Here is a 21,322-nt window from a genome sequence, read left to right as displayed (position 1 = left end):
GTTCGGTCCCATGAAGATCGCAACCACCCATCTGTGGGTTCATGACCAGCAAGCCGCGCTCGAATTCTGGACGTCGAAGGTCGGAATGGAAGTGCGACAGGATGTTTCGCTGCCCGAGGCCGACGGGGTGTTCCGGTGGCTGACCGTGGGCCCGCCCGGACAGGACGATGTCTCGATCGTCCTGATGGCCGTCCCCGGTCCACCCGTGATGGACGACGCCACCCGCAGGCAGGTGCTCGACCTGACCTCGAAGGGCTTCGCCGGAACGGTGTTCCTGACCACCGAGGACTGCCAGCGCACCTACGAGGAGTTGTCCGCCCGCGGCGTCGAGTTCACCGAGCCGCCGCATCAGATGCCGTACGGCATCGACTCGGGCTTTCGGGACCCGTCGGGCAACAGCGTGCGGCTGACGCAACTCGCCGACGTGCCGGTCACCTAGGCCGGCGCGGACTTCGGCCACCGAGCGTGCGTCCACTGCGAGGATCCGGGCGGTTTCTCGCAGTGAGCGCACGTTCGGCGCTGATGCGATGAGTTCCGGACGGCCACGGGGTCTTACCCGCATGCCGCAACTTCTCAAGGTCCAGAATTTCAGCGTCTCGAGCGACGGCTTCGGCGCCGGCGAGGGCCAGAGCCTCGACCGCCCCTTCGGCCACGCCGACCCGGGCGACATGTTCGCGTGGGCCGGTGCCACCGCCAGCTGGCCCAACCGCACCGACCCCGGCGGCACCCGCGGCCTCGACGATTACTTCACCCGCGACTTCGCCCACAACATCGGCGCCGAGATCATGGGCCGCAACAAGTTCGGCCCTCAGCGCGGCCCGTGGCAGGACCTGGAATGGCAGGGCTGGTGGGGCGATGAGCCGCCGTTCCACACCCCGGTGTTCGTCATGACCCACCATCCGCGGCCGTCGTTCACGTTGTCGGACACCACCTTCCACTTCGTCGGCGGCGACCCGGCCGCGGTGCTGGCCCAGGCGCGCGAGGCCGCGCGGGGCCGGGACGTCCGGTTGGGCGGCGGGGCGACCGTGATCCGCCAGTTCCTCGACGCGGGGCTGGTGGACACGCTGCACGTCGCGGTGTCCGACGTGCGCATCGGCCGGGGAGCGCGGCTGTGGGAGTCACCGGAGGAGTTGGAGGACCGCTTCTGCCACGAGGTCGTCCCGAGCCCGAGCGGGGTGACCCACCACCTGTTCTGGCGGCCGGTCAGCGGCGACGCAGCAGGATGACGTTGTCCGAGATCGTCGCCACCTGACCGTCCGGCCCCGTGGCCTCCCGTTCGACGGGCTCCACCCGGAGCCGTTCCCAGTCGGTCGGATCCGCCGCCAGCGCGGCCAGCGCCTCCTCCGCCGACGGGAGGTGGTGTTCGTGGCCGTCCTTCCACCCCCACGGCGGCGTCGACCCGTGGTCCACGATCAGCAGCAGGCCATCCGCCGCGACGGCATCGGCCGCGCGGCGCAGCGCCCCGGTGCGGTCCACGTCGAGCGGCGAATGGAAGAACTGCGCCGACACCAGGTCGAACCGGCCCTCGGGGAAGGTCTCTGCGAGGTCGTGCTGTTCGAACCGGATGCGGTCGGCGACCCCGGCGGCCGCGGCGTCCTCCGCGGCCCGCTCGAGTGCGGTGTGCGATACGTCGACGCCCACCACCTGCCATCCGCGCCGGGCCAGCCAGATCGCGTCCGCGCCCTCCCCGCAGCCCAGGTCGAGTGCGCGCCCCGGGGGCAGCGGTTCGACGATCTCCGCGAGGCGCGCGTTGACCCGGCCGCTCCACACCCGGTTCTTCGCGCCGTAGTGCTGCTCCCAGAACTCCACCGTCTCAGACATTCACGTCCTCCTTCCATGCCGGAACCGGCAGTCCGAACTCATCGCTCAACAGGCTCTGCACCACCGCCGCGGCCACCTTCGACCCGGCCGCCACCGCCGCTGCCACTTGGGGCAATTGCACCGTGACGTCTCCGGCGGCGAAGACACCGGGCACCGAGGTGCGACCGAACTCGTCGACCCAGACCGCCTCGGCCGAAAGCGGATTCGGCTCACCGAACCGCACCCCGAGCCGCTCGGCCAGCGCGGAGGGTTGAGCCGTCGACGCGGCGACCATCAGCGCCCGGCGGCCCAGCGCCGCGCCGTCGGCGAAGACGACCTCCAGACCGTCTCCGGCGGCGCGCACCTCGACCACCTGCCGTCCGTCGATCCGAATGCCCGCGGCCTCCAGCGCTGCGCGCCCGTCTCCCGCATCGCCGGTGAGCAGCACGATGTCGTCGGTCCAGCCGCGCATGAGCAACGCGGCGTGCACCGCGCGGGCGCCGTCGGCCAGCACCCCGACGGGGGCGTCACGCACCTCCCAGCCGTGGCAGAACGGGCAGTGGAACACCGCGTCTCCCCACAGCGGCGCCAGGCCGGGGACCTCCGGCAGGCGGTACCGCATGCCGGTGGCGAGCACGATGCACCGCGCGGTCTCGACGGTGCCGTCGGCCAGTTCGACGGCGAAGACCTCGCCGCGCCGGACGTCGGTCACCGTCCCTGACCGCACTTCCACCTGCGGATACCTGACCAGTTCGCGTCGGCCGGCGGCGTACAACTCGGCGGGTGGCCGCCCGTCGTGGCCGAGCAGCCCGCCGACCCCGTGGGCCACAGCGTTACTCGGCTCGCCGGCATCCACCACAAGGGTGCGCCGACGGGCCCGGCCCAGCACCAGCGCGGCACTCAGCCCCGCGGCACCGCCGCCGACGATCACACAATCCCAGACCTCGTCCATGCGTCGAGGTTGCCGCGCGCCCGGTCGGAGTGGCAAGCTGATTTGCCATGCAGGCAAACGAAGCATCCGAGGACGGCGTCGACCAGCGGGTGCGAAAGCGGTTGCGGGAACTGCGTCGCCAGCGCGGGTTCACCCTCGAGGAGGTGGCGGCGAGATCGGCCATCGACGTGTCGACGCTGAGCCGCCTGGAATCCGGCAAGCGACGGTTGGCGCTCGACCACCTTCCCCGGTTGGCCGCCGCGCTGGCGGTCACGACCGACGAGTTGCTGCGCGCGCCGGAGGCGGAAGATCCGCGGGTGCGCTCGGATTCACACACCCGCCACGGCGTCACGTACTGGCCGCTGACCCGCCAGGGGTCGCCGAGCGGTCTGCACGCGTTCAAGGTCCGGGTCAGTGCCCGCCGGCGCAAACCGCCCGAGGATCTCCCGGTGCACGAGGGTCAGGACTGGATGTATGTGCTGTCGGGACGGCTGCGGCTGATCCTCGGCGACCGTGACTTCATCGTCGAACCCGGTGAGGCCGTTGAGTTCTCGACGTGGACACCGCACTGGTTCGGGGTGGTCGACGGTCCGGTCGAGGCCATCGTGATCTTCGGCCCGCATGGTGAGCGGGTCCACCTGCACACCTAGAGGTGGGCGGTCTGGTTGACCAGCCGCACCGACGACCCGCCGTCGGGATAGAACTCGGCGATGCTCAGCGAGGCGAGGTCGAGGTGCAGCCGGTACAGGATGCCCTCACCGGCGTTGAGCGCCAGCCGCAGCATCGTCTTGATCGGCGTGACGTGGGAGACCACCAGCACCGTCGCGGCACCGTGGTCGGCGATGATGCGGTTGCGCGCCCGGCGCACCCGGTGCGCGACGGTGTCGAAGCTCTCCCCGCCGGGCGGGTCGACGCTGGTGTCGCGCAGCCAGCGGCCGTGCAACTCCGGATCCCGTTGGGACGCCTCCCCGAACGTCAGCCCCTCCCAGGCGCCGAAGTCGGTCTCGATGAGGTCCTCGTCGACGGTGACGTCGAGCCCCAGCGTCTTGGCGGCCGCGGTCGCGGTGTCGTGGGCGCGCTGCAGCGGTGAGCTGACCACGGCGTCGATACCGCCGCGGGCGGCGAGGTAGGCGGCCGCGGCGTCGGCCTGACGGCGGCCCAGCTCGGTCAGGGCCGGATTGCCCCGCCCGGAGTACCGGCGCTCCACCGACAGTTCGGTCTGGCCGTGCCGAAGCAGCAGGAACCGTGTCGGCTCGCCGCGGGCGCCCGTCCACCCCGCCGGTGACGTGGGCGCCTCGGTGCGTGCGGCGGGATCCGGTGCGCGCGGCGCGGCCTCGATACCCGCGGCGGCATCCATCGCCTCGTTGGCCAGCCGATCGGCGTGCGCGTTGCGGGCCCGCGGAATCCACTGATACGTCACGCGGTCGAACCGCTGCGCCAGCGCCCGGGCCTGCTCATACAGGGGAACCAGGTCGGGGTGCTTGACCCGCCACCGGCCCGCCATCTGCTCGACGACGAGTTTGGAGTCCATCGACACCGCGACCTCGGTGGCGCCCACGTCCGCGGCCTCCTCGAGGCCGGCGATCAACCCGCGGTACTCGGCGACGTTGTTGGTGGCCCGGCCGATCGACTGCTTGGCCTCGGCGAGGACCGAGGAGCGGTCCTCCGACCACACCACCGAGCCGTAGCCCGCCGGTCCGGGGTTGCCGCGCGATCCGCCGTCGGCCTCGACGAACACCTTCACCTCGTGAATCCCTCCGCGCGCACGAGGATCGCGTTGCACTCCGGACAGCGCAGCACCTCGTCGTCGGGCGCGGCCGAGATCCGGGACATCTCTCCGCGGTCGATCTCGAGCCGGCAGGCGCCGCACCGGCGGCCCTGCAACTGACCCGCGCCCGCGCCGCCGCGGGCGCGCTGACGTTCGTAGAGGTCGACGAGGTCCGACGGCAGGGACGCCAGCAGCTCCTCGCGCCGGGTGAGGTGCTCGTGGCGCGACCGGTCCAGTTCGGCGACCGCATCGGCGACCGCGTGCTGGGCGGCGGCCAGCGTGGTGTGCAGTTCGTCGACGCGCGCGAGTTCCGTCGCCCGCTGTGTGGCCAGCTCCTCCCGGCGCTCCATCACCTCCAGCAGCGAGTCCTCGAGGCTCGCCTGGCGGCGTTCGAGCGTCTCGAGTTCGTGCTGGAGCTCCCCGACCTGTTTGGCGCCGACGCCGCCGCCCTGCAGCAGCGCCCGGTCGCGGTCCTCGCGCTGCCGGACGGCATCGATCTCGGACTCGAACTTGGCCACCTGTTCGTCGAGGTCCTCCATCGCGATACCGAGCGCCGCCACCCGGTCGTTGGCCGCGGTGTGCTCGACGCGGACCCGGTCGAGCTCCTCCTGTTCGGGCATCTTGCGCACCCGGTGCTCGACCCGCGCCAGCCCGGCGTCCACCTCGGCCAGTTGCAGCAACGAATGCTGCTGCCACACATCAGCTTTCACTTGTTTCCTATTCCTAGGTTCCATGGATCGGTGCGGAGGTCACACACCCGCACCGGCAACGCATCGGAGAAGTGGCGGCGCAGCACGCCGGCGGCCTGCTCACACCAGGGGAACTCGCTCGCCCAGTGCGCGACGTCGACGAGCGCCACCGGGGACGTCCGCAGGTGCTCGTCGGCGGGATGGTGGCGCAGATCGGCGGTCAGGTAGGCCTGCACGCCGACCCGAGACACCGTGTCGAGCAGCGAATCCCCCGCTCCCCCGCACACCGCCACCCGTGACACCACCGTGGCCGGATCACCCGCGGCGCGCACCCCCCAGGACGTGGCGGGGAGCGCGGCGTTGACCCGGGAGACGAAATTCGCCAACGATTCCGGCTCCGGCAATGACGCGACACGGCCGATCCCGACGTTTCCCGGAATCGGCGCGATGCTGAGGATGTCGAACGCGGGCTCCTCGTAGGGGTGTGCACTGCGCACGGCGTCGAGCAGGTCCCGCCGCCGCGCCGACGGCGCGATCACCTCGACGCGTTCTTCGTCGACGTGCTCCACCGAGCCGACGGCGCCGATGGCCGGCGACGCACCGTGGTGCGGCAGGAACTGTCCGGTGCCCGACGTGCTCCAGCTGCAGTGCGAGTAGTCGCCGATCTGACCGCCGCCCGCTGTGAACATGGCCTCGCGCACCGCATCGGCGTTCTCGGCGGGCACGTACACCACCCACTTGTCCAGTTCCGTGTCGGCGGCGATCGGCGAGAGCACCCCCTCGACCGTGAGCCCGAGCGCGGCGGCCAGTGCGTCGGAGACTCCCGGCGACGCGGAGTCGGCGTTGGTGTGCGCGGTGAACAGGGATCGCCCGGTGCGGATGAGCGAGTGCACGAGCGCGCCTTTCGGTGTGCTCGCCGCGACCGTGTCCACCCCGCGCAGCAGAAGCGGGTGGTGCGCCAGCAGCAGACCCCGTTCCGGGACACGGGCGATGACGGCTTCGGTGGCGTCGACGGCGACGGTCACCGATTCCACGGGTTCGTCCGGGTCGCCGCATACGAGGCCGACGGAATCCCAGTGCTCGGCCAGTCGCGGCGGGTAGGCCTCGTCGAGCACGCCGATCACATCGGCCAGGCGCACGCTCATCGCATCGCCTCCGTCAGCGCCGCGGCGAGCACCGGCCATTCCTCGCGCACCGCCGCCCGCAGGAACTCACCGTCCAGGCCGACGAACGTGTCACACCGTCGCACCGCGATCCCCTTGGCTTCCAGTCGTTTCCGCACCAGGTCGGCATCCGGCACCGCGAAGAGCACGAACGGTGCGGCACCGGCGACGCAGTCGACGCCGATGCGGGTCAGTCCCGCCACCATCTCGGCCCGCAACGCGGCCAGCCGATGTGCACCGGCCTCCGCCTCGCGCAGCGCGGACGGCGCGTTGCATGCGGCGAGCGCCTCGAGCTGAAGGGTGCCCAGCGCCCAGTGCGCGCGCTGCGCGGTCAGGCGCCGCAGCACGTCGGGCGCGCCGAGCGCATACCCGACCCGCAGCCCGGCGAGCGCCCACGTCTTGGTGAGGCTGCGCAGCACCACCACGTCCGGCAGGACCTCGGCGGCCAGCGACTCCGGCTCACCGGGCACCGCATCGGCGAACGCCTCGTCGACCACCACGATCCGGCCGGGGCGGCGCAGCGCGAGGATGTCCGCCCGGGAGTGCAGCACCGCCGTGGGGTTGGTCGGGTTGCCCACCACCACGAGGTCGGCCTCCTCCGGAACCCGGACGCCGCTCAGCCGGAACGGCGGATCGAGCACCACGTGGGTGACGGGTACGCCCGCTTCGGCGAACACGGCATCCGGTTCGGTGAACGACGGCGCGACCAGCGCGGCCGACCGGGGCTGCAGGCGGGCGAGCAACGCGAAGCCCTCGGCGCCGCCGGCCAGCAGCGCGACCTCGTCCTCGGCGCGGCCGTGCCGGGCCGCCACCGCGGCCACGGCGCGGTGTTCGTCGATGGCCGACGGATAGCGGCCGAGGTCGGTCAGGCGCTCCGCGAGGCGTGCGGCCAGCCACGACGGTGGCGCGGCGGAGCGCACGTTGACGGCGAAGTCGAGCATGCCGGGCAGCACGGCCTGGTCGCCGTGGTACCGGGTCGCCTGCGGCGCGAGACGTGGCACAGCACGACAGTAGTGCGCGGGGCGGGAGGTCAGGCCGGACGACCCCGCGAACCCCGCGGAGGACTTCGGGGAGAATGGGGGCGTGACCGACACGATCGCCCGTTCCACCGCCACCCGCCCGCAGCTCGTGCTGTTCGATCTGGACGGCACGCTGACCGATTCGGCGGAGGGCATCGTCTCGAGCTTTCGGCATGCGCTGAGCGAGGTCGGGGCGCCGGTTCCCGAGGGCGATCTGACCGGCCGCATCGTGGGCCCACCGATGCATCACACTCTGCGCTCCCTCGGGCTCGGCGAGCGGGCTGACGCGGCGATCGCGGCCTATCGGGCCGACTACACCTCGCGGGGCTGGGCGATGAACCGCACGTTCGACGGCATCCCGGCACTGCTGGCCGATCTGCAGTCGGCGGGGGTTCGCCTGGCCGTGGCGACGTCCAAGGCCGAGCCGACGGCGCAGCGCATCCTGGCCCACTTCGGCCTGGACGGGTTCTTCGAGGTGATCGCGGGCGCCAGCCCGGACGGCACCCGCGCGGTCAAGGCCGACGTCGTGGCCTCCGCACTGGCCCGGCTGGAACCGCTGCCGGACCGGGTGGTGATGGTCGGAGACCGTTGGCACGACGTCGAGGGCGCCGCGGCGCACGGCATCGACACCGTGGTGGTCGGCTGGGGCTACGGCCGTGCCGACTTCGCGGAGCCCACCCCGGTGCCGGTGCTCGCGCACGTGGCCGACGTCACCGACCTGCGGGAGGTGCTGGGTGTCTGAGTCGGGGCCGTTGCACATCACGTTCGTCTGCTCGGGCAACATCTGCCGCTCGCCGATGGCGGAGAAGATGTTCGCCCACCAGATCTCCGAGCGCGGGCTGTCCGGCGCGGTCCGGGTGAGCAGTGCGGGCACCGGGGGCTGGCATGCCGGTGATCCCGCCGACCGGCGGGCGGTCCACGTGCTGCGCGCGCACGGATACCCGAGCTGCCACGAGGCCGCCCAGGTCGACGACCGCCACCTCGCCGCCGATCTGGTTGTCGCGCTCGGCCGCAACCACCTCCGGATGCTGACCGAGCTGGGGGTGCCGCCCGGACGGCTGCGCATGCTGCGCTCGTTCGATCCGCGCTCGGCGGCGCATCCGCTCGACGTCGAGGATCCGTACTACGGCACACAGGACGATTTCGAGGACGTGTTCACAGTGATCGAGGCGTCGCTGCCCGGCCTGCACGACTGGGTCGACGAACAGCTCGCCATCCGGGGTATCGCGAGCTGATGAAGCGCTGGGCATTCCTCTTGCGGCCGGCGTGGCTGGCGCTGTACGTGGTGGTGCTCGCCTTCGCCTACCTGTGCTTCACCGTGTTGGCGCCCTGGCAGCTGGGCAAGAACACCACGACCTCGCGGGAGAACGACCAGATCGCCCGCTCGGTGACCGCGCAACCGGTGCCGCTGACATCGGTGCTGCCCCGGCAGGATTCCGCCGCTCCGGACGAACAGTGGCAACGGGTCACCGCCACCGGGCGCTACCTGTCCGACGCGCAGGTGCTGGCCCGCCTGCGGGTGATCGAGGGTGATCCGGCCTACGAGGTGCTGGTGCCGTTCGCCGTCGACGGCGGGCCGACCGTGCTGGTCGACCGCGGCTACGTCAAACCCGAACAGGGCATGGAGGTGCCGCCGATCGCACCGGCCCCCACCGAGCCGGTGACCATCACCGCACGGCTGCGCGACGCGGAACCCGTCCCGGCGGGCAAGGAACCGTTGCGGGAGAACGGCACCGTGCAGGTGTACGCGATCAACCCCGGCCAGATCTCCGCGCTGACCGGTGTTCCGCTGGCCGGCTCCTATCTGCAGTTGGTCGAGGATCAGCCCGGTGGACTCGGGGTGATCGGTCTGCCGCACCTCGACGCCGGCCCGTTCCTGTCCTACGGGATCCAGTGGATCGCCTTCGGCATCATCGCGCCGATCGGCCTGGGCTACTTCATCTACGCCGAGATCCGCCAGCGCCGCCGCGACAAGGCGGCCGCGGAGTCCGCCGCAAAGTCCAAGGCGCCCGCCACCCCGCAAGACAAACTCGCCGACCGCTACGGCCGGCGGCGCTGAACCGCCACCGTCACCGCGAGCACCCCAGCGGCCGCCTGCACCGCCCGTGACAGCCGTACCGCCCGCCGCAGGTCGGCCACGACGGGGCTGCGCCCGTCACCGAGGGTGGGTCTGATCTCCAGTTCGTGGGCGTACTGCGTGGGTCCGCCCAGCCGCACCCCCAGCGCACCGGCGAACGCCGCTTCGGCGACGCCGGCGTTCGGGCTGGGATGCCTGCGGGCGTCACGCCACCAGGCTCGCAACGCTGCGGCCGGAGCGCCGCCCACCACCGGCGCGCACAGTACCGTCAGCATCCCGGTCACCCGAGCCGGCAGGTAGTTCAAGACGTCGTCGAGTCGTGCTGCGGCCCAGCCGAATCGGTCATACCGCGGAGAGCGGTTGCCGATCATCGCGTCCAGCGTGTTCGCTCCCCGGTACACCAGCAGACCCGGCACGCCGGCGACGGCCGCCCACAGCAGCGGCGCCACCTGGGCGTCAGAAGTGTTCTCGGCGATCGACTCCGCGGCAGCGCGGGTCAGGCCCGGCGCGTCGAGCACCGCCGGATCACGGCCGCACAGTGACGGCAGCAGGCCGCGGCCGCCGTCGACGTCACCGGCGTCGAGCACCGCCGACAGTTCGTCACCCACCCGGCACAGCGAGGTGCCACCCACCGCGACGAAGGTGGCGGCCGCGGTGAGCGCGGCGGTCGCCAGGGGGCACGGGCGCGCCGCCCGCTGCGCGGTGAGGCCGCCGGCGGCGAGTGCGGTCAGCAACGCACCGGTGTGCACCGCCCCGGCCCACCGGGAGTCGGCGTAACTGACACGTTCCCATTGCGCTGCGGCGCGACCGAATCCGGCGACCGGGTGGCCGCGACGCGGATCTCCCAACAGTGCGTCGGCCAGCAGTCCGGCGGCGATCCCCGCGGCGCGGGCACGCGTGGTCGGCATGAACACCCGGGCAGCGTCTCACACGACAACGGCCGATACGATCACCGGTCAGCGGCAAAGTTCTGTCCGGAGTCGACTTTGATCGAGATCGGCCATCAACATCGATCAATAGCAAATCTAACGGCATTCCATCACGCGGATTCCCCGCCTGGCTCTGTCGATCGGGACACGCGTGTTATTTGGAAAGTAAAAGGCGCTTCAAGACGGATGTACATGCCTGTTGAGTGCAGCGTACCGGGTAGAGGCCAGACCGCAGTTGCGATGAAAAGCACCTTCGACTACGAAACAGGCAACAAAGTGACAGCGTCAGACACAAGTGCTTTGATACACACAGATCGCTTTTTGGCAAAGGAGGCCGAAGATGCCGGTCTCATCGGGGGGCCATGGTGAGCCGGCCGTGTCGATCGTGGTCGTCGATCGGCAGGCCGTGGTGCACGCCGGCATCGAACACTGGCTGATCGGCAGCGTGCCGCCGATCAAGATCGTAGGCCATTTCACGGATCCGTCGGAATTCATCGCGGCCTACCCCGAGGCGGATCCGACCGTCGACGTCGTCCTGTTGGCGCTCAAATACGACGAACAGGCACCGGATTTCGATTCGCTTCACGCGATCTGCGCCGGCGGACACCGCGTCATCGTCTACTCGTACCTGGCGACCGACGAGATCATCCTGACCTGCCTGGACCACGGAGCCTTCACGTTCGTGGCGAAATCCGAAAGCGGCACCCATCTACGCGACGCGATCTACGCGGCGCGCAGCACCACGCCGCACGTCGCCCCGAGGATGGCCGCGGCACTGCTCCGCGACCGCACCGGCGGACGACCTCATCTCACGAGACGTGAGCGCGAGGTACTCGTCGCATGGTTCCAGACCGAGAACAAGGACGTGGTGGGTCAACGTCTGTTCATCGAACCGTCCACGGTCCGCACACACCTGCAGCGGGTGCGGGCGAAATACGCAGCAATAGGTCGGCCCGCCCACACCAAGGCCGCCCTGATCGCCAGGGCGATCCAGGACGGCATTCTCAGCGTCGACGATCTGTGATGTTGCCCGGCGCCGCCCGAGCGCCGGGACGGCTCGCCACAACTGACGCCACGCCTCAATTTCGGCAAATGCGTCAAACTGTGCATACCGTCCATAAGCGTGTCGTCCGATCGGATGAACGCCTTGTCACCTGAACGCATGAACGTGCGAAAAGTGCACTTCTAAGGTTTATTTCAGGATTGCCTACCCGCTGGCGAGGGAGCAGTATCTGCATACCGTCATACACGGTAGCTTCCAATAGCAAACTTCTTGCTCGGGGCGGAAGCGAACTCGGGGTGGATCTCGCGGGACAGCGGCGCGTCAGCACGCGCCTATACCGCGCTGAGGAGGGACGACCATGCTGGAACAAGAAGCTTCCCCGGCGCGACGTGGCAACAAGCGGGTCATCGCCGCCTCCGTGGTGTCGGTGGGTCTCGCGATCAGCGCCTCGCTGTACCCGATCCCCGGCGACTCACGTCTTCTCGACCTGTTCCCTTCCGAAGAGAACCGCACCCAGTCACAGCAGGCGGCGGATCCCCTCCTCGTACAACTCGCCGACCACTACCTCGACGGCGACCTGTCCGCCGTCGCGCTGCAGGCGACCCTGGAGGCGTTGCTGGAAGGCGACCCTGCGATGGCCGCAGCGGTGGCCGAGATCCCGGCCGAGACGCTGGACGACTTCGCCGCCGCCTACGGGTTGCCGAATCTCATGCTGGCGCTGAACACGTTGGCGCGCTTCATGCCGATGATCGCCGGCGGAGGCCACGGAGGGTGGGGCAGCACACCGCCCGGTCTCGACCAGGGCGTGCTGCCCGCACTGCTGATGTTGTTGGAGTTCCTCGAGGGCGAGCTCCCGGCGCTTCTCGTGACCGGCTCACCGGGGCTGGTCACCAAGGTGTGGCCCGTGGTGCTCCGATCCCTCGATCTACTCGTGGGGGCGGCGGCCGGACCTGCCGATGCCGCGGGGACGACGGCTGCGATGGCACAGCCCGGCGCCGAACGGGCAGCGGCCCCGCCACCCGAGCCCCCACCCGCCGACCCGCCGACGACGCCCGATTTCACTCCGACCCACCAGACCGAAGCTGTCTCCGCACCGGCGTTCACCGATGTCGTCGTGTCCCAGACAGCAACCGTGGCGGCGACGTCGACCGACCCGACCCCCACGCCGTTGGACGATCCAGGCACGGAGAGCACGTCGCAGAACGAGCCCGTCGTCGACCTCGACCCGATCGACGTGGTCGAGGACATCACCGACCTCGAACCCGAGGAGTCCGCGGTGGACGACACGCCCACCGCCGACCCGGACCCGGACCCGTCACAGGGGACCACCCGCACCGAACCGGACAACGAACCGCCGGCCGACAACGGGCCGAAGGACGACGCGACCGGGGAATGACCCGAGCTGTCACAACAATAATCAAGGGGGACAACATGTTCGACAACCGAGCCGCCGGGGCGGCGAATTCACGATCGCGACGCCGCTGATGTGCGGCATCATCGCGTGCCGGACACAACGGCCGGCCGCAGAGTATCTGCTCACCGCGCTTCGTCGACTGGAGTACCGGGGGTACGACTCGGTGGGCGTGGCGGTGCGCACCATCGGCGGAGACACCGCACGGGTGCGGACCACGGGACGGATCGCCGCTCTCGAACACCAGCTCCGCACGTGGACGGGATCCGAACTCGACGGCGCAGGCATCGGCCACACCCGGTGGGCCACCCACGGCCCGGTGACCGAGGAGAACGCGCATCCCCACAACGACTGCTCGGGGCGAATCAGTCTGGTGCACAACGGAACCATCGAGAACGGGGACCGGCTGCGCGCCGCCCTCACCGAAGCGGGTCATCGCTTCACCTCGGGTGTCGACAGCGAAGTCCTGGCTCATCTGATCGAGGACGAGTTGCTGATCACCGACGATCTCCGGACCGCGGTGCACAACGCCTTGGCCGCGGCCGAGGGCACCTGGGCTCTCGCGGTCCTCGAACGCGGCACCGGCCGCATCGTCGTGGCGGCCAGCGGCTCACCCCTGCTGGTCGCCCGCACCGCCCACGGCGTCTTCGCCGCCAGCGACATCGCCGCCATCGCCGACTGGGTCGACGAGTTCCAGGTGCTCGACGACGACGACGTGATCGAACTGACCGCGACCGACCCGGCCTCCCCCGGCGCCGGGCGGGTACCACCGACCATGGTGCGGTGCATATGGCGCAGCGGTGATGCCGACCTCAACGGCTACGCCGACCACATGGCGAAGGAGATCGACGAACAACCCGCGGCTGCCGCCCGGGTGCTCGACGACCTCGCGGGCGGCGTCGCCGACGGCACCCTGTGGACCGACCTCGGCCTGGCGCCGTTCGACCGGCTACAGGTGATCGCCTGCGGCACATCGCTGAACGCCGGAATGGTGATCGGCAACGCGGTGCACCGCCTGTCCGGGCTGCCCGTCACCCGGTGCGTCGCCAGTGAAGCCGGCATGGACGCACCCGAACCCCGCACCCTGTGCCTGGCGATCAGCCAGTCCGGCGAAACGGCCGACGTCCTGCACGCCATCGACACCCGGGTGGCCGAGGGCTGCTCGATACTCGCCGTGACGAACAGCCCGCATTCGACCCTGGGCCGTCGGGCGAACGGTGTCATCCACTGCGCGGCCGGACCGGAGATCGGTGTCGCGGCCACCAAGACGTTCACCTGTCAGGTCATCGCCGGTGTGGCGCTGACGCTTTCGGCACTCGTCGCGTTCGACCGGATATCCCGTGCCCGCGCGGCCGCGCTCGTCGACGAACTGCGGCGGATACCCGATCAACTCGCACGGGCCGAGACAGTCGCCAAGAGCGTCGTCCCCCCGTTGGCCGATGAGTGCATCGGCGCATCGGGTTACGTCTTCATCGCCCGCGGGTCAGGTCTGCCCTACGCCGCCGAAGGCGCCCTCAAACTCAAGGAACTCACCTACCGCTGGGCGGAGCACTATCCGGCCGGTGAGCTCAAGCACGGGCCGCTCGCGCTCATCAGCGACGGCACACCGGTGATCGTCGTGGACAACGGCGACCCGAAGCTGGCCACGAACATCGCCGAAGTGCAGGCTCGCGGCGGACGCATCGTGCGAATCGGCCCACCGGGCAGTAGCGTGCCGGTCATCGAGGACCCGGTCGCGCCGTGGGGCCCGCTGCAGAGTGCGATCCCGTTGCAGATCTTCGCCCGGACCTCGGCGCTCACGCTGGGCCGCGACGTGGACAAGCCGCGTAACCTCGCCAAATCGGTGACGGTGGAGTGACACGGTGAGATCTCCCATGCGCGCCGTCGTCACCGGCGCAGCCGGATTCCTCGGCTCCGCCCTCGTCGACCGCCTGCTCGCCGACGGCCACCAGGTGGTCGGCATCGACAACCTCAGTACGGGGTCGGTGGCGAATCTCGAGTCCGCGCTGCGAATCGGCAGCGCCGGGCGTCGTTTCACCCTCATTCGCCGAGATGTGCAGGCGCCGGAACTGACCGACATCATCGCCGGCACCAACCCGGGCGTCATCTTCCACCTCGCGGCACAGGCTGACGCCGAAGCATCCTGGGCTGAGCCGAGTTTCGACGCCCGGAGCAATGTGCTGGGCACGATCAATCTCTGCGAGGCCGCCCGGCGGGCAGGCGTGGCGAGGATCGTCTACATCACCGACGGCGTATCGCGCTCGTGCTCCCCGAACGCCGTGGCCAGGGCGGCGGGCGAGATGTATCTCCATGCCTACGCCGAGCGGTACGGTCTCACGCCGATCTGTCTGCCACTGCCCCCCGTCGACGCGTCGTCGCTCGCCGACGCCGTCGACGACCTGGTGTGCGCCGGATGCACACCGGTCGTGCCCGGGTGTTACGGCGTCGACTACGACCGGCGAGAGGCCGGGTGACCGAACCATGTGGCACTCTCTCGGAAAACGCCTCGGCGGCGCACGCGAAGCGCTGACGATCACCACCGGGCCCGTCTTCTACGACCGGACGGGGAAACGCCTGTATTACTTCATCGCAGGCGTCGCGATGATCGCGCTGATCGTCGCGGTCCTGCCCGTCCGGGTCACCCCCATGGCGTTCGACCCGCTGTGGACGGTGCCGACCAACGGCGATTCGGGCTTCCCCCGCCGATTCCTCTCCACAGAGGAGGGACGACAGGTCCCCATCCTCGGCAACGAGGACGACGAAGTCCTCAGCCGGGTGGTCCGGGTCGACCGCCGCCAGGATCGGTGGAACCTCGTCGACCCGTTCACCAACGAGACGTATCGGGTCGCGGACGAGGACGACATGGCTCGGATCGGCGACAGCGATCACGCGATCGATCACTACGGGCGGCCGCCGGAGCGGAGCCTGATGCTGACCTTCGACGACGGACCCGACGTCCAGTTCACCACCGCGGTGCTCGACATCCTGTCCCGGGAAAAGGTTCCCGCCACGTTCTTCGTGCTCGGATCGCAGGTCGTCCTGCATCCCGACGTGTTCCGCCGGATCGTCCGCGAGGGCCACATGGCGGGCAATCACACGATGTTCCACGTCGACTTCGACGACCACACCGATTTCCGGAACCGTCAGGAGATCATCGCCACCGACCGGGTGATGCGCGCCACCGCCGGCTATGCCAGCAGGCTCTTCCGCATCCCCAAGGGCGATCCCGACAACAACACGTTGGCGCTGTTGCAGTCCCAGCAGCTCGGGTACGTCCAGGTCGACCAGGACATCGACACACTGGACTGGAAGGTCGCCGCCGACGACGAGCTCGCGGTTCCTCAACTCGACGGGCGCGGACACGTCGTGCTTCTGCACGACGGAGGCGGCGACCGCTCCGCGACCATCCGGATGCTCGAGAAGTTCATCGCCGAGGCGAAGAGCGAGGGCTACACCTTCTCCACCCTGGCACCGCTGCTGCCCGACCACTTGCAGCCGGTGAGCAACACGAAGCCGTATCCGGCCGATACCACCACCTATCGCGCCCTGAGACTGGCAGAGGAGGCACCGGGGACACTGCTCGGATTCCTGTTCTGGCTGGGCATGGGTTCGCTGACGGTGATGTCGCTGCTCTACCTGGTCTTCGCGCTGATCTGTCAGTACAAGCAGAACAGGGTGTGCTGGGATGACATCGACGACGAGAAACTCCCGATCATCAGTGTGGTGCTGGCCGCCTTCAACGAGGAGAAGGTCATCGCGAGGACCATCGCCGAACTTCGCCGCAGCGACTACCCCCGGTCGAAGTTCGAAGTGGTCGCGGTCAACGACGGCTCCAGAGACGACACCCTGCGGATCCTCACGGATCTGGCCCGCGACTGGCCGCGGCTGCGAGTGGTCGACCAACCGAACAGCGGTAAATCGTCGGCGATCAACAACGGGATCAACCATGCGGCACCGCAATCCACCGTGATCGTGACGATGGACGCCGACACCCTGTTCCGCCCCGACACGGTCCGCAACCTGGTCCGGCACTTCGCACGGAACACCCACGGCAAGCGGGTGGGCGCCGTCGCGGGCCACATCAAGGTCGGTAACCGGCGCAACGTGCTGACCGCGTGGCAGAGCCTCGAGTACATCTCCGGGATCTGCGTCACCCGGATGGCCGAGCGCCTGCTCAACGCGATCTCCATCGTGCCCGGCGCCTGTTCGGCGTGGAGCCGCACCGCACTCGAGGAGATCGGCGGGTTCTGTGACGACACCATGGCCGAGGACTGCGATGCCACGCTGGCCCTGCAGCGGCGCGGTTACCGCATCCTGCAGGAGAACAACGCGATCGCGGACACCGAAGCGCCCGAGACCATCCGCGCGCTCGCCAAACAGCGCAAGCGGTGGACCTACGGCAACATCCAGGCGCTGTGGAAGCACCGCGCGATGCTGTTCCGGCCGCGCTACGGCGTGTTGGGAATGGTCGCGCTGCCCTACGCCACGCTGTCGCTCGTCGTGCCGCTGCTGTTCATGCCGTTGACGATCATCGCGGCGGGGATGAGCATCGCCGCGGGCAACTGGCAGAGCATCGCGCTGTACGCCGGTTTCGTCGCCGCGCTCCACATGATCATCTCGATCACCGCCGTCGCGATGGCCCACGAACGTCCTTGGCACCTGCTCGTCGTCCCCATCTACCGGATCATCTACGAGCCGCTACGGACGTACCTGCTCTACGCCTCGGCCTATCGCGCCCTCAAGGGGACGATCGTGGCGTGGGACAAGTTGGAGCGCCGGAATTCGGTGAGTGCCTTCGCCGACCGTCACCACCCGGTGCCCATGCTGGGTGCTCAGCAGTAGAGGTTCTCCCCCGGCGGCACCCCCAGCAGCGCGCAGATCCGGAGGTACGCGTCCACCCGGCTTCGCACCTGCGCCGGATTGCCGCCGTCGCATTCGAGGACGCCGTTGAAGGCACGGATCGTCTGGCCGAAGCCGAGGCCGCCGACCATCGCATCGTGCGGGGTGGCCTCGGCCGCGGCCTTCTGGGTGTTCCAGAACCAGAGTGCGGTCCGCCACGCCAGCACCGCGTCCCGCCCCACGCGATCGGGGTCGGTGAGCAGATCGGCGCCGAGCGCCTCACCGGCCGCGCGGTAGTTGTAGTTCCAACTCAGCTGGCCCGGGCCGCGACCGAAGTATGCGTCCTCGCCCGCCGGGCATCCGAACGGCAGGTCGGGGTCGCAGTAGATCCGGCGCCGATGCGGAGCCTCCTCGATGATCTCCAGCCCACCGGTCTCGTGGGCGACGTTCCCGAAGAACGCGGCGGCCTCACGCCGGCGCACGGTGTCATCGCCCGTCGTGGCGAACCCCGGGAACGACGGCAGTGCCTCGATCAGATTCTCGTACGTGTAGAACGGGATTCGGCCGGGGAAGGCCGCATCGAAGTCCTCGCGGCTCACGACGAAAGACGGGTCGGCGTCGGCGTGCGGCGACGCCGGCATCGAGTGGGCCCCGCAACCGACCACCGCGGCCACCGCCAGACACGCAGCGGTTCGCAGGTAGCGCATGTCGGAATCCCGCCTCTCTCGAGCGCCTTGTCATCGAGTCTGACGGCTCCGGCCGTCCGGAGGTGGCCGTTTCGCCGCACAGATCTCCATGTGCCGCAATATATTTGACGACGGCAATAAATCGCCGTCTCGACGCGAGACACCTCCCGGACGCGTACTGTGCGAGAAGGCGATCGAGCACCGGGAGGCGGACACCATGGCAGTAAACGGACTCAACCACGTCGCTGTCACAGTGCGCGACGCCGAGGCCAGTGGGCCGTGGTACCGCGCGCTCTTCGACGCCGACCCCGTGCTCGACGAACACACCGACGCCGGTTTCCGGCACCTGGTGTGGGCGTTCGCCGACGGCACGCTGTTCGGCATACACCAGCACGACCGGCCCGCCGGCGACGCGGATTTCAGCGAGTTCGAACCGGGCCTCGACCACGTCGGCTTCGGTTGCGCCGACCGCGGTGAACTCGAGCAGTGGGTGCGCCGGCTCGACGAACTCGGCATATCCCACGGCGGGATCGTCGACGCGGATTACGGATCCGGTCTGAGCTTTCGTGACCCGGACGGGGTCGCGCTCGAGTTCTTCGCGCCGCCGTCGCGTTAGCTGTCGAGTCAGCCGTTGCGCCACAAGATCATTGCATGCGTTCATAACACCGTTTACCTGTGCGCCGTGGCCTTCCCCCACGCCTGTGGCGGGGCCACAATCGACGTGGCGGCGCCTGGTCTGACCGCCTGATGAGCCGGCCCGGCCAGCACAGCCATTCCCTGGAGGAACGGCACGAAAGGATCTGGGCCATGTCCGAGCAGGAACGCAACATCGAGAACGTCAAGAGGGGTTACGACGCCTTCTCCGCCGGCGACGTCGAGACCGTCATGAGCCTCTTCGACGACAACATCGAATGGGTGCAACCCGGCAACAGCACGATCAGCGGCACCTATCACGGCAAGGGCGAACTCGGCTCGTTCCTGGCCAAGATGGCCGACAAGCCCCTCGAGGTCCGGGTCAATCGGTTTCTCGCCGACGGTGACACGGTGGTCGCATTGACCGATGTGGTGATGGACGGCAACCACACCACCGACGCCGATGTCTTCACGCTGCGGGACGGCAAGACCGTGCGCGTGGAGATCCACGCCGACACCGCGCTGATGGAGAAGGTCTACGGCACGAAGCAGGCCGCCACCCAGCAGTAGGCGCATCCGTTGACGCGCCCGGAGTCCTCGACGACACTGGGCGGACACAGTTCGATCCACAACTCCATACGCCGACGACACGCAGCGGGAGAACCTCCGACAGGAGGCGCCGAAGGAGCAAGGTCCTCCCCGGGAATCTCTCAGGCCCAGTACCGCAGCGTCGAGGCAACTCTGGAGAACAGCGCCGGCCTGCCCGTGCCGGTGCTGTACCGAAGGTGAAAGCGCCTGCGCGCCAAACTCTCAGGTTTCAGGACAGAGCGGGGAGGGCCCTGTTGACGTCCGGCGCCGCCGGACGCGATGAAACCGGAGTCGCCGTGACCGTCAGCGTGTTCGACCTCTTCTCGGTGGGTATCGGCCCGTCGAGTTCCCACACCGTCGGCCCCATGCGCGCCGCATCGGATTTCGCCGACGCGCTGCGTCGCGGTGCGTTGCTGGACCACGTGCGCCACGTGCGGGTCGACCTGTACGGCTCGCTCGCGGCCACGGGAGCCGGTCACGGCACCATGTCCGCGATACTCCTCGGACTCGAGGGGCTGCGTCCGGAGACGATCACCCCCGACCAGCAGGAGGAGACGCTGCGGCGCATCCACCGCGGCGCGATCACCCGCGTCGGCGGCGTCACCCCGGTGCCGCTGACCGAAGACGACATCGCCCTTCATCCCGACGAGGTACTCCCCCGGCACACCAACGGCATGACCTTCACGGCCACGGCCGGAGACGGGAGCACCGCTGCGGCCGCGACGTACTTCTCGATCGGCGGCGGATTCGTCGTGACCGAGGACGACGAGGACGCCGACGGCGACGCGTTCGTGCCGCCGTTGCCGTACTCGTCGTCGCAGACCCTGTTGCAGATCTGCCGGACCCACGCGTTGTCGATCAGCGACGTCGCGCTGCGCAACGAGATGAGCCGGCACACCGAGGCGCAGATCCGCGACGAACTGCTCCACATCCGTGACGTGATGGTCGACTGCGCCGAGCGGGGGATGTCCCGCGACGGGGTGCTGCCCGGGCCGCTCGGTGTGCGCCGGCGCGCCAAGCGCTGGTACGAACGCCTCGAGGCCGAAGATCCCGGCAGGACACCGGAATTCGCACTGGACTGGGTAGACCTCGTGGCGCTCGCGGTCAACGAGGAGAACGCCTCGGGAGGGCGGATGGTGACCGCCCCCACCAACGGCGCCGCCGGGATCGTGCCCGCCGTGCTGCACTACGCCACCCACTACACCCCGGCTGGGCGGGCCGAACCCGACCGAACGGCGGTCACGTTCCTGCTCACCGCAGGTGCCGTCGGCTCGTTGTTCAAGGAGCGCGCATCGATCTCGGGCGCCGAGGTCGGCTGCCAGGGTGAAGTGGGATCGGCCGCGGCGATGGCCGCCGCCGGGTTGGCCGAGGTGCTCGGCGGCACCGCCGCACAGGTGGAGAACGCCGCGGAGATCGCCATGGAGCACAGCCTCGGACTCACCTGTGACCCGATCGGTGGGCTCGTTCAGATCCCCTGCATCGAACGCAACGCCATCTCCGCGGGCAAGGCCATCAACGCCGCCCGCATGGCGCTGCGCGGCGACGGCTCCCACCACGTCACGCTCGACGAGGTCATCGACACCATGCGCGCCACGGGTGAGGACATGAGCCGCAAGTACAAGGAGACGTCCACCGGCGGGCTGGCGATCAACGTCGCCGTCAACGTCGTGGAGTGCTGAGCACCGAACGCGAAGTGGGCGTGGACGGTATCGAACCGCCGACCGCTGGTGTGTAAAACCAGAGCTCTACCACTGAGCTACACGCCCCGTTGCCGGGCAGGCTACCC

Annotated in this window: 21 protein-coding genes, 1 tRNA gene, 1 pseudogene and 1 riboswitch; of the genes and pseudogenes, 14 read left to right on the top strand and 9 right to left on the bottom strand. The window is 69.5% G+C overall.

Features of this window, described 5'->3' with window-relative positions:
• Positions 1-10: 10 nt before the first annotated feature.
• Together AU195_RS23340 and AU195_RS23335 are read left to right on the top strand one after the other, a co-directional pair.
• Positions 11-439, top strand: a complete 429-nt coding sequence (locus tag AU195_RS23340) for a VOC family protein (RefSeq protein ID WP_082703175.1) — start codon at positions 11-13, stop codon at positions 437-439.
• Positions 440-560: 121 nt separating this feature from the next.
• A complete protein-coding gene (locus AU195_RS23335) occupies positions 561-1,226 on the top strand; it encodes a dihydrofolate reductase family protein (RefSeq protein WP_172800691.1) in 666 nt (221 codons plus the stop codon).
• On the opposite strand, the gene AU195_RS23330 is transcribed toward AU195_RS23335, so the two are convergent.
• Together AU195_RS23330 and AU195_RS23325 are read right to left on the bottom strand one after the other, a co-directional pair.
• Positions 1,204-1,821, bottom strand: coding sequence for a class I SAM-dependent methyltransferase (locus tag AU195_RS23330; RefSeq protein ID WP_059161380.1), 618 nt, complete (start codon positions 1,819-1,821; stop codon positions 1,204-1,206). The genes AU195_RS23335 and AU195_RS23330 overlap by 23 nt on opposite strands.
• The gene (locus tag AU195_RS23325; protein WP_059161379.1) at positions 1,814-2,752 is read right to left on the bottom strand and encodes an NAD(P)/FAD-dependent oxidoreductase; all 939 of its coding nucleotides are present in this window, start codon (positions 2,750-2,752) and stop codon (positions 1,814-1,816) included. Before AU195_RS23325 ends, AU195_RS23330 begins: the two co-directional genes overlap by 8 nt.
• A 47-nt stretch (positions 2,753-2,799) precedes the next feature.
• On the opposite strand from AU195_RS23325, the gene AU195_RS23320 reads away from it, so the two are divergent.
• The gene (locus tag AU195_RS23320; RefSeq protein ID WP_059161378.1) at positions 2,800-3,381 is read left to right on the top strand and encodes a helix-turn-helix domain-containing protein; all 582 of its coding nucleotides are present in this window, start codon (positions 2,800-2,802) and stop codon (positions 3,379-3,381) included.
• On the opposite strand, the gene AU195_RS23315 is transcribed toward AU195_RS23320, so the two are convergent.
• The 4 genes from AU195_RS23315 to cobC are packed head-to-tail and all read right to left on the bottom strand — an operon-like array spanning position 3,378 to position 7,352.
• Positions 3,378-4,475, bottom strand: coding sequence for a bifunctional RNase H/acid phosphatase (locus AU195_RS23315; protein ID WP_059161377.1), 1,098 nt, complete (start codon positions 4,473-4,475; stop codon positions 3,378-3,380). The two genes, AU195_RS23320 and AU195_RS23315, sit on opposite strands and share 4 nt — an antisense overlap.
• Positions 4,472-5,209 (bottom strand): zinc ribbon domain-containing protein, encoded by a 738-nt coding sequence (locus AU195_RS23310; RefSeq protein ID WP_059161376.1) that lies wholly within the window; start codon positions 5,207-5,209, stop codon positions 4,472-4,474. Before AU195_RS23310 ends, AU195_RS23315 begins: the two co-directional genes overlap by 4 nt.
• Positions 5,206-6,333 carry a Nif3-like dinuclear metal center hexameric protein gene (locus AU195_RS23305; RefSeq protein WP_059161375.1) on the bottom strand — a complete coding sequence of 376 codons (1,128 nt, stop codon included), beginning with the start codon at positions 6,331-6,333 and terminating at the stop codon, positions 5,206-5,208. Before AU195_RS23305 ends, AU195_RS23310 begins: the two co-directional genes overlap by 4 nt.
• The gene (gene cobC / locus AU195_RS23300; RefSeq protein ID WP_059161374.1) at positions 6,330-7,352 is read right to left on the bottom strand and encodes an Rv2231c family histidinol phosphate aminotransferase CobC; all 1,023 of its coding nucleotides are present in this window, start codon (positions 7,350-7,352) and stop codon (positions 6,330-6,332) included. Before cobC ends, AU195_RS23305 begins: the two co-directional genes overlap by 4 nt.
• An 82-nt stretch (positions 7,353-7,434) precedes the next feature.
• On the opposite strand from cobC, the gene AU195_RS23295 reads away from it, so the two are divergent.
• The 3 genes from AU195_RS23295 to AU195_RS23285 are packed head-to-tail and all read left to right on the top strand — an operon-like array spanning position 7,435 to position 9,429.
• On the top strand, positions 7,435-8,112 hold the full coding sequence (locus AU195_RS23295) for an HAD-IA family hydrolase (RefSeq protein ID WP_059161373.1): 678 nt from the start codon (positions 7,435-7,437) through the stop codon (positions 8,110-8,112).
• Positions 8,105-8,605, top strand: a complete 501-nt coding sequence (locus AU195_RS23290) for a low molecular weight protein-tyrosine-phosphatase (RefSeq protein ID WP_059161372.1) — start codon at positions 8,105-8,107, stop codon at positions 8,603-8,605. Before AU195_RS23295 ends, AU195_RS23290 begins: the two co-directional genes overlap by 8 nt.
• A complete protein-coding gene (locus AU195_RS23285) occupies positions 8,605-9,429 on the top strand; it encodes an SURF1 family cytochrome oxidase biogenesis protein (protein ID WP_059161371.1) in 825 nt (274 codons plus the stop codon). The genes AU195_RS23290 and AU195_RS23285 overlap by 1 nt, the downstream gene beginning before the upstream one ends.
• On the opposite strand, the gene AU195_RS23280 is transcribed toward AU195_RS23285, so the two are convergent.
• Complete coding sequence (locus AU195_RS23280; protein ID WP_502687375.1) at positions 9,411-10,361, bottom strand: cobalamin biosynthesis protein; 951 nt, start codon at positions 10,359-10,361, stop codon at positions 9,411-9,413. The genes AU195_RS23285 and AU195_RS23280 overlap by 19 nt on opposite strands.
• A 355-nt stretch (positions 10,362-10,716) precedes the next feature.
• Between AU195_RS23280 and AU195_RS23275 the strand changes: the two genes are divergently transcribed.
• From AU195_RS23275 to AU195_RS23255, 5 genes and pseudogenes are all read left to right on the top strand, one after another.
• Positions 10,717-11,400 carry a response regulator transcription factor gene (locus AU195_RS23275; protein ID WP_059161370.1) on the top strand — a complete coding sequence of 228 codons (684 nt, stop codon included), beginning with the start codon at positions 10,717-10,719 and terminating at the stop codon, positions 11,398-11,400.
• A 337-nt stretch (positions 11,401-11,737) separates the two neighbouring features.
• Complete coding sequence (locus tag AU195_RS23270) at positions 11,738-12,775, top strand: hypothetical protein (RefSeq protein WP_059161369.1); 1,038 nt, start codon at positions 11,738-11,740, stop codon at positions 12,773-12,775.
• A gap of 88 nt (positions 12,776-12,863) precedes the next feature.
• Complete coding sequence (glmS, locus tag AU195_RS23265) at positions 12,864-14,648, top strand: glutamine--fructose-6-phosphate transaminase (isomerizing) (RefSeq protein ID WP_059161368.1); 1,785 nt, start codon at positions 12,864-12,866, stop codon at positions 14,646-14,648.
• A gap of 16 nt (positions 14,649-14,664) precedes the next feature.
• Positions 14,665-15,156 (top strand): annotated as a pseudogene (locus AU195_RS23260) (NAD-dependent epimerase/dehydratase family protein); the annotation flags it as partial.
• 115 nt (positions 15,157-15,271) lie between these two features.
• Entirely contained in the window at positions 15,272-17,632 is a 2,361-nt protein-coding gene (locus AU195_RS23255; protein WP_059161366.1) for a bifunctional polysaccharide deacetylase/glycosyltransferase family 2 protein, read from the top strand.
• Here AU195_RS23255 and AU195_RS23250 read toward each other — a convergent pair.
• Positions 17,623-18,336 (bottom strand): chitinase, encoded by a 714-nt coding sequence (locus tag AU195_RS23250; RefSeq protein ID WP_082703174.1) that lies wholly within the window; start codon positions 18,334-18,336, stop codon positions 17,623-17,625. The genes AU195_RS23255 and AU195_RS23250 overlap by 10 nt on opposite strands.
• A gap of 196 nt (positions 18,337-18,532) precedes the next feature.
• Here AU195_RS23250 and AU195_RS23245 point away from each other — a divergent pair, with 196 nt between their 5' ends.
• The 3 genes from AU195_RS23245 to AU195_RS23235 all read left to right on the top strand — a co-directional run bounded on the left by AU195_RS23245 (position 18,533) and on the right by AU195_RS23235 (position 21,215).
• Positions 18,533-18,931 carry a VOC family protein gene (locus AU195_RS23245; protein ID WP_059161365.1) on the top strand — a complete coding sequence of 133 codons (399 nt, stop codon included), beginning with the start codon at positions 18,533-18,535 and terminating at the stop codon, positions 18,929-18,931.
• 191 nt (positions 18,932-19,122) lie between these two features.
• Positions 19,123-19,518, top strand: coding sequence for a nuclear transport factor 2 family protein (locus AU195_RS23240; RefSeq protein ID WP_059161411.1), 396 nt, complete (start codon positions 19,123-19,125; stop codon positions 19,516-19,518).
• Between the two features lie 75 nt (positions 19,519-19,593).
• Positions 19,594-19,683, top strand: a riboswitch (glycine riboswitch).
• 149 nt (positions 19,684-19,832) lie between these two features.
• Entirely contained in the window at positions 19,833-21,215 is a 1,383-nt protein-coding gene (locus AU195_RS23235; RefSeq protein WP_059161364.1) for an L-serine ammonia-lyase, read from the top strand.
• 15 nt (positions 21,216-21,230) lie between these two features.
• Here AU195_RS23235 and AU195_RS23230 read toward each other — a convergent pair.
• Positions 21,231-21,302: transfer RNA gene (locus tag AU195_RS23230), tRNA-Val, on the bottom strand.
• Positions 21,303-21,322: the final 20 nt, after the last annotated feature.

Origin of the sequence: Mycobacterium sp. IS-1496 (assembly GCF_001499995.1) — a bacterium.
Lineage (GTDB): Bacteria > Actinomycetota > Actinomycetes > Mycobacteriales > Mycobacteriaceae > Mycobacterium.
The sequence above is the reverse complement of the archived record's forward strand: the minus strand, read 5'-3'. Positions and strand labels throughout refer to the sequence as shown.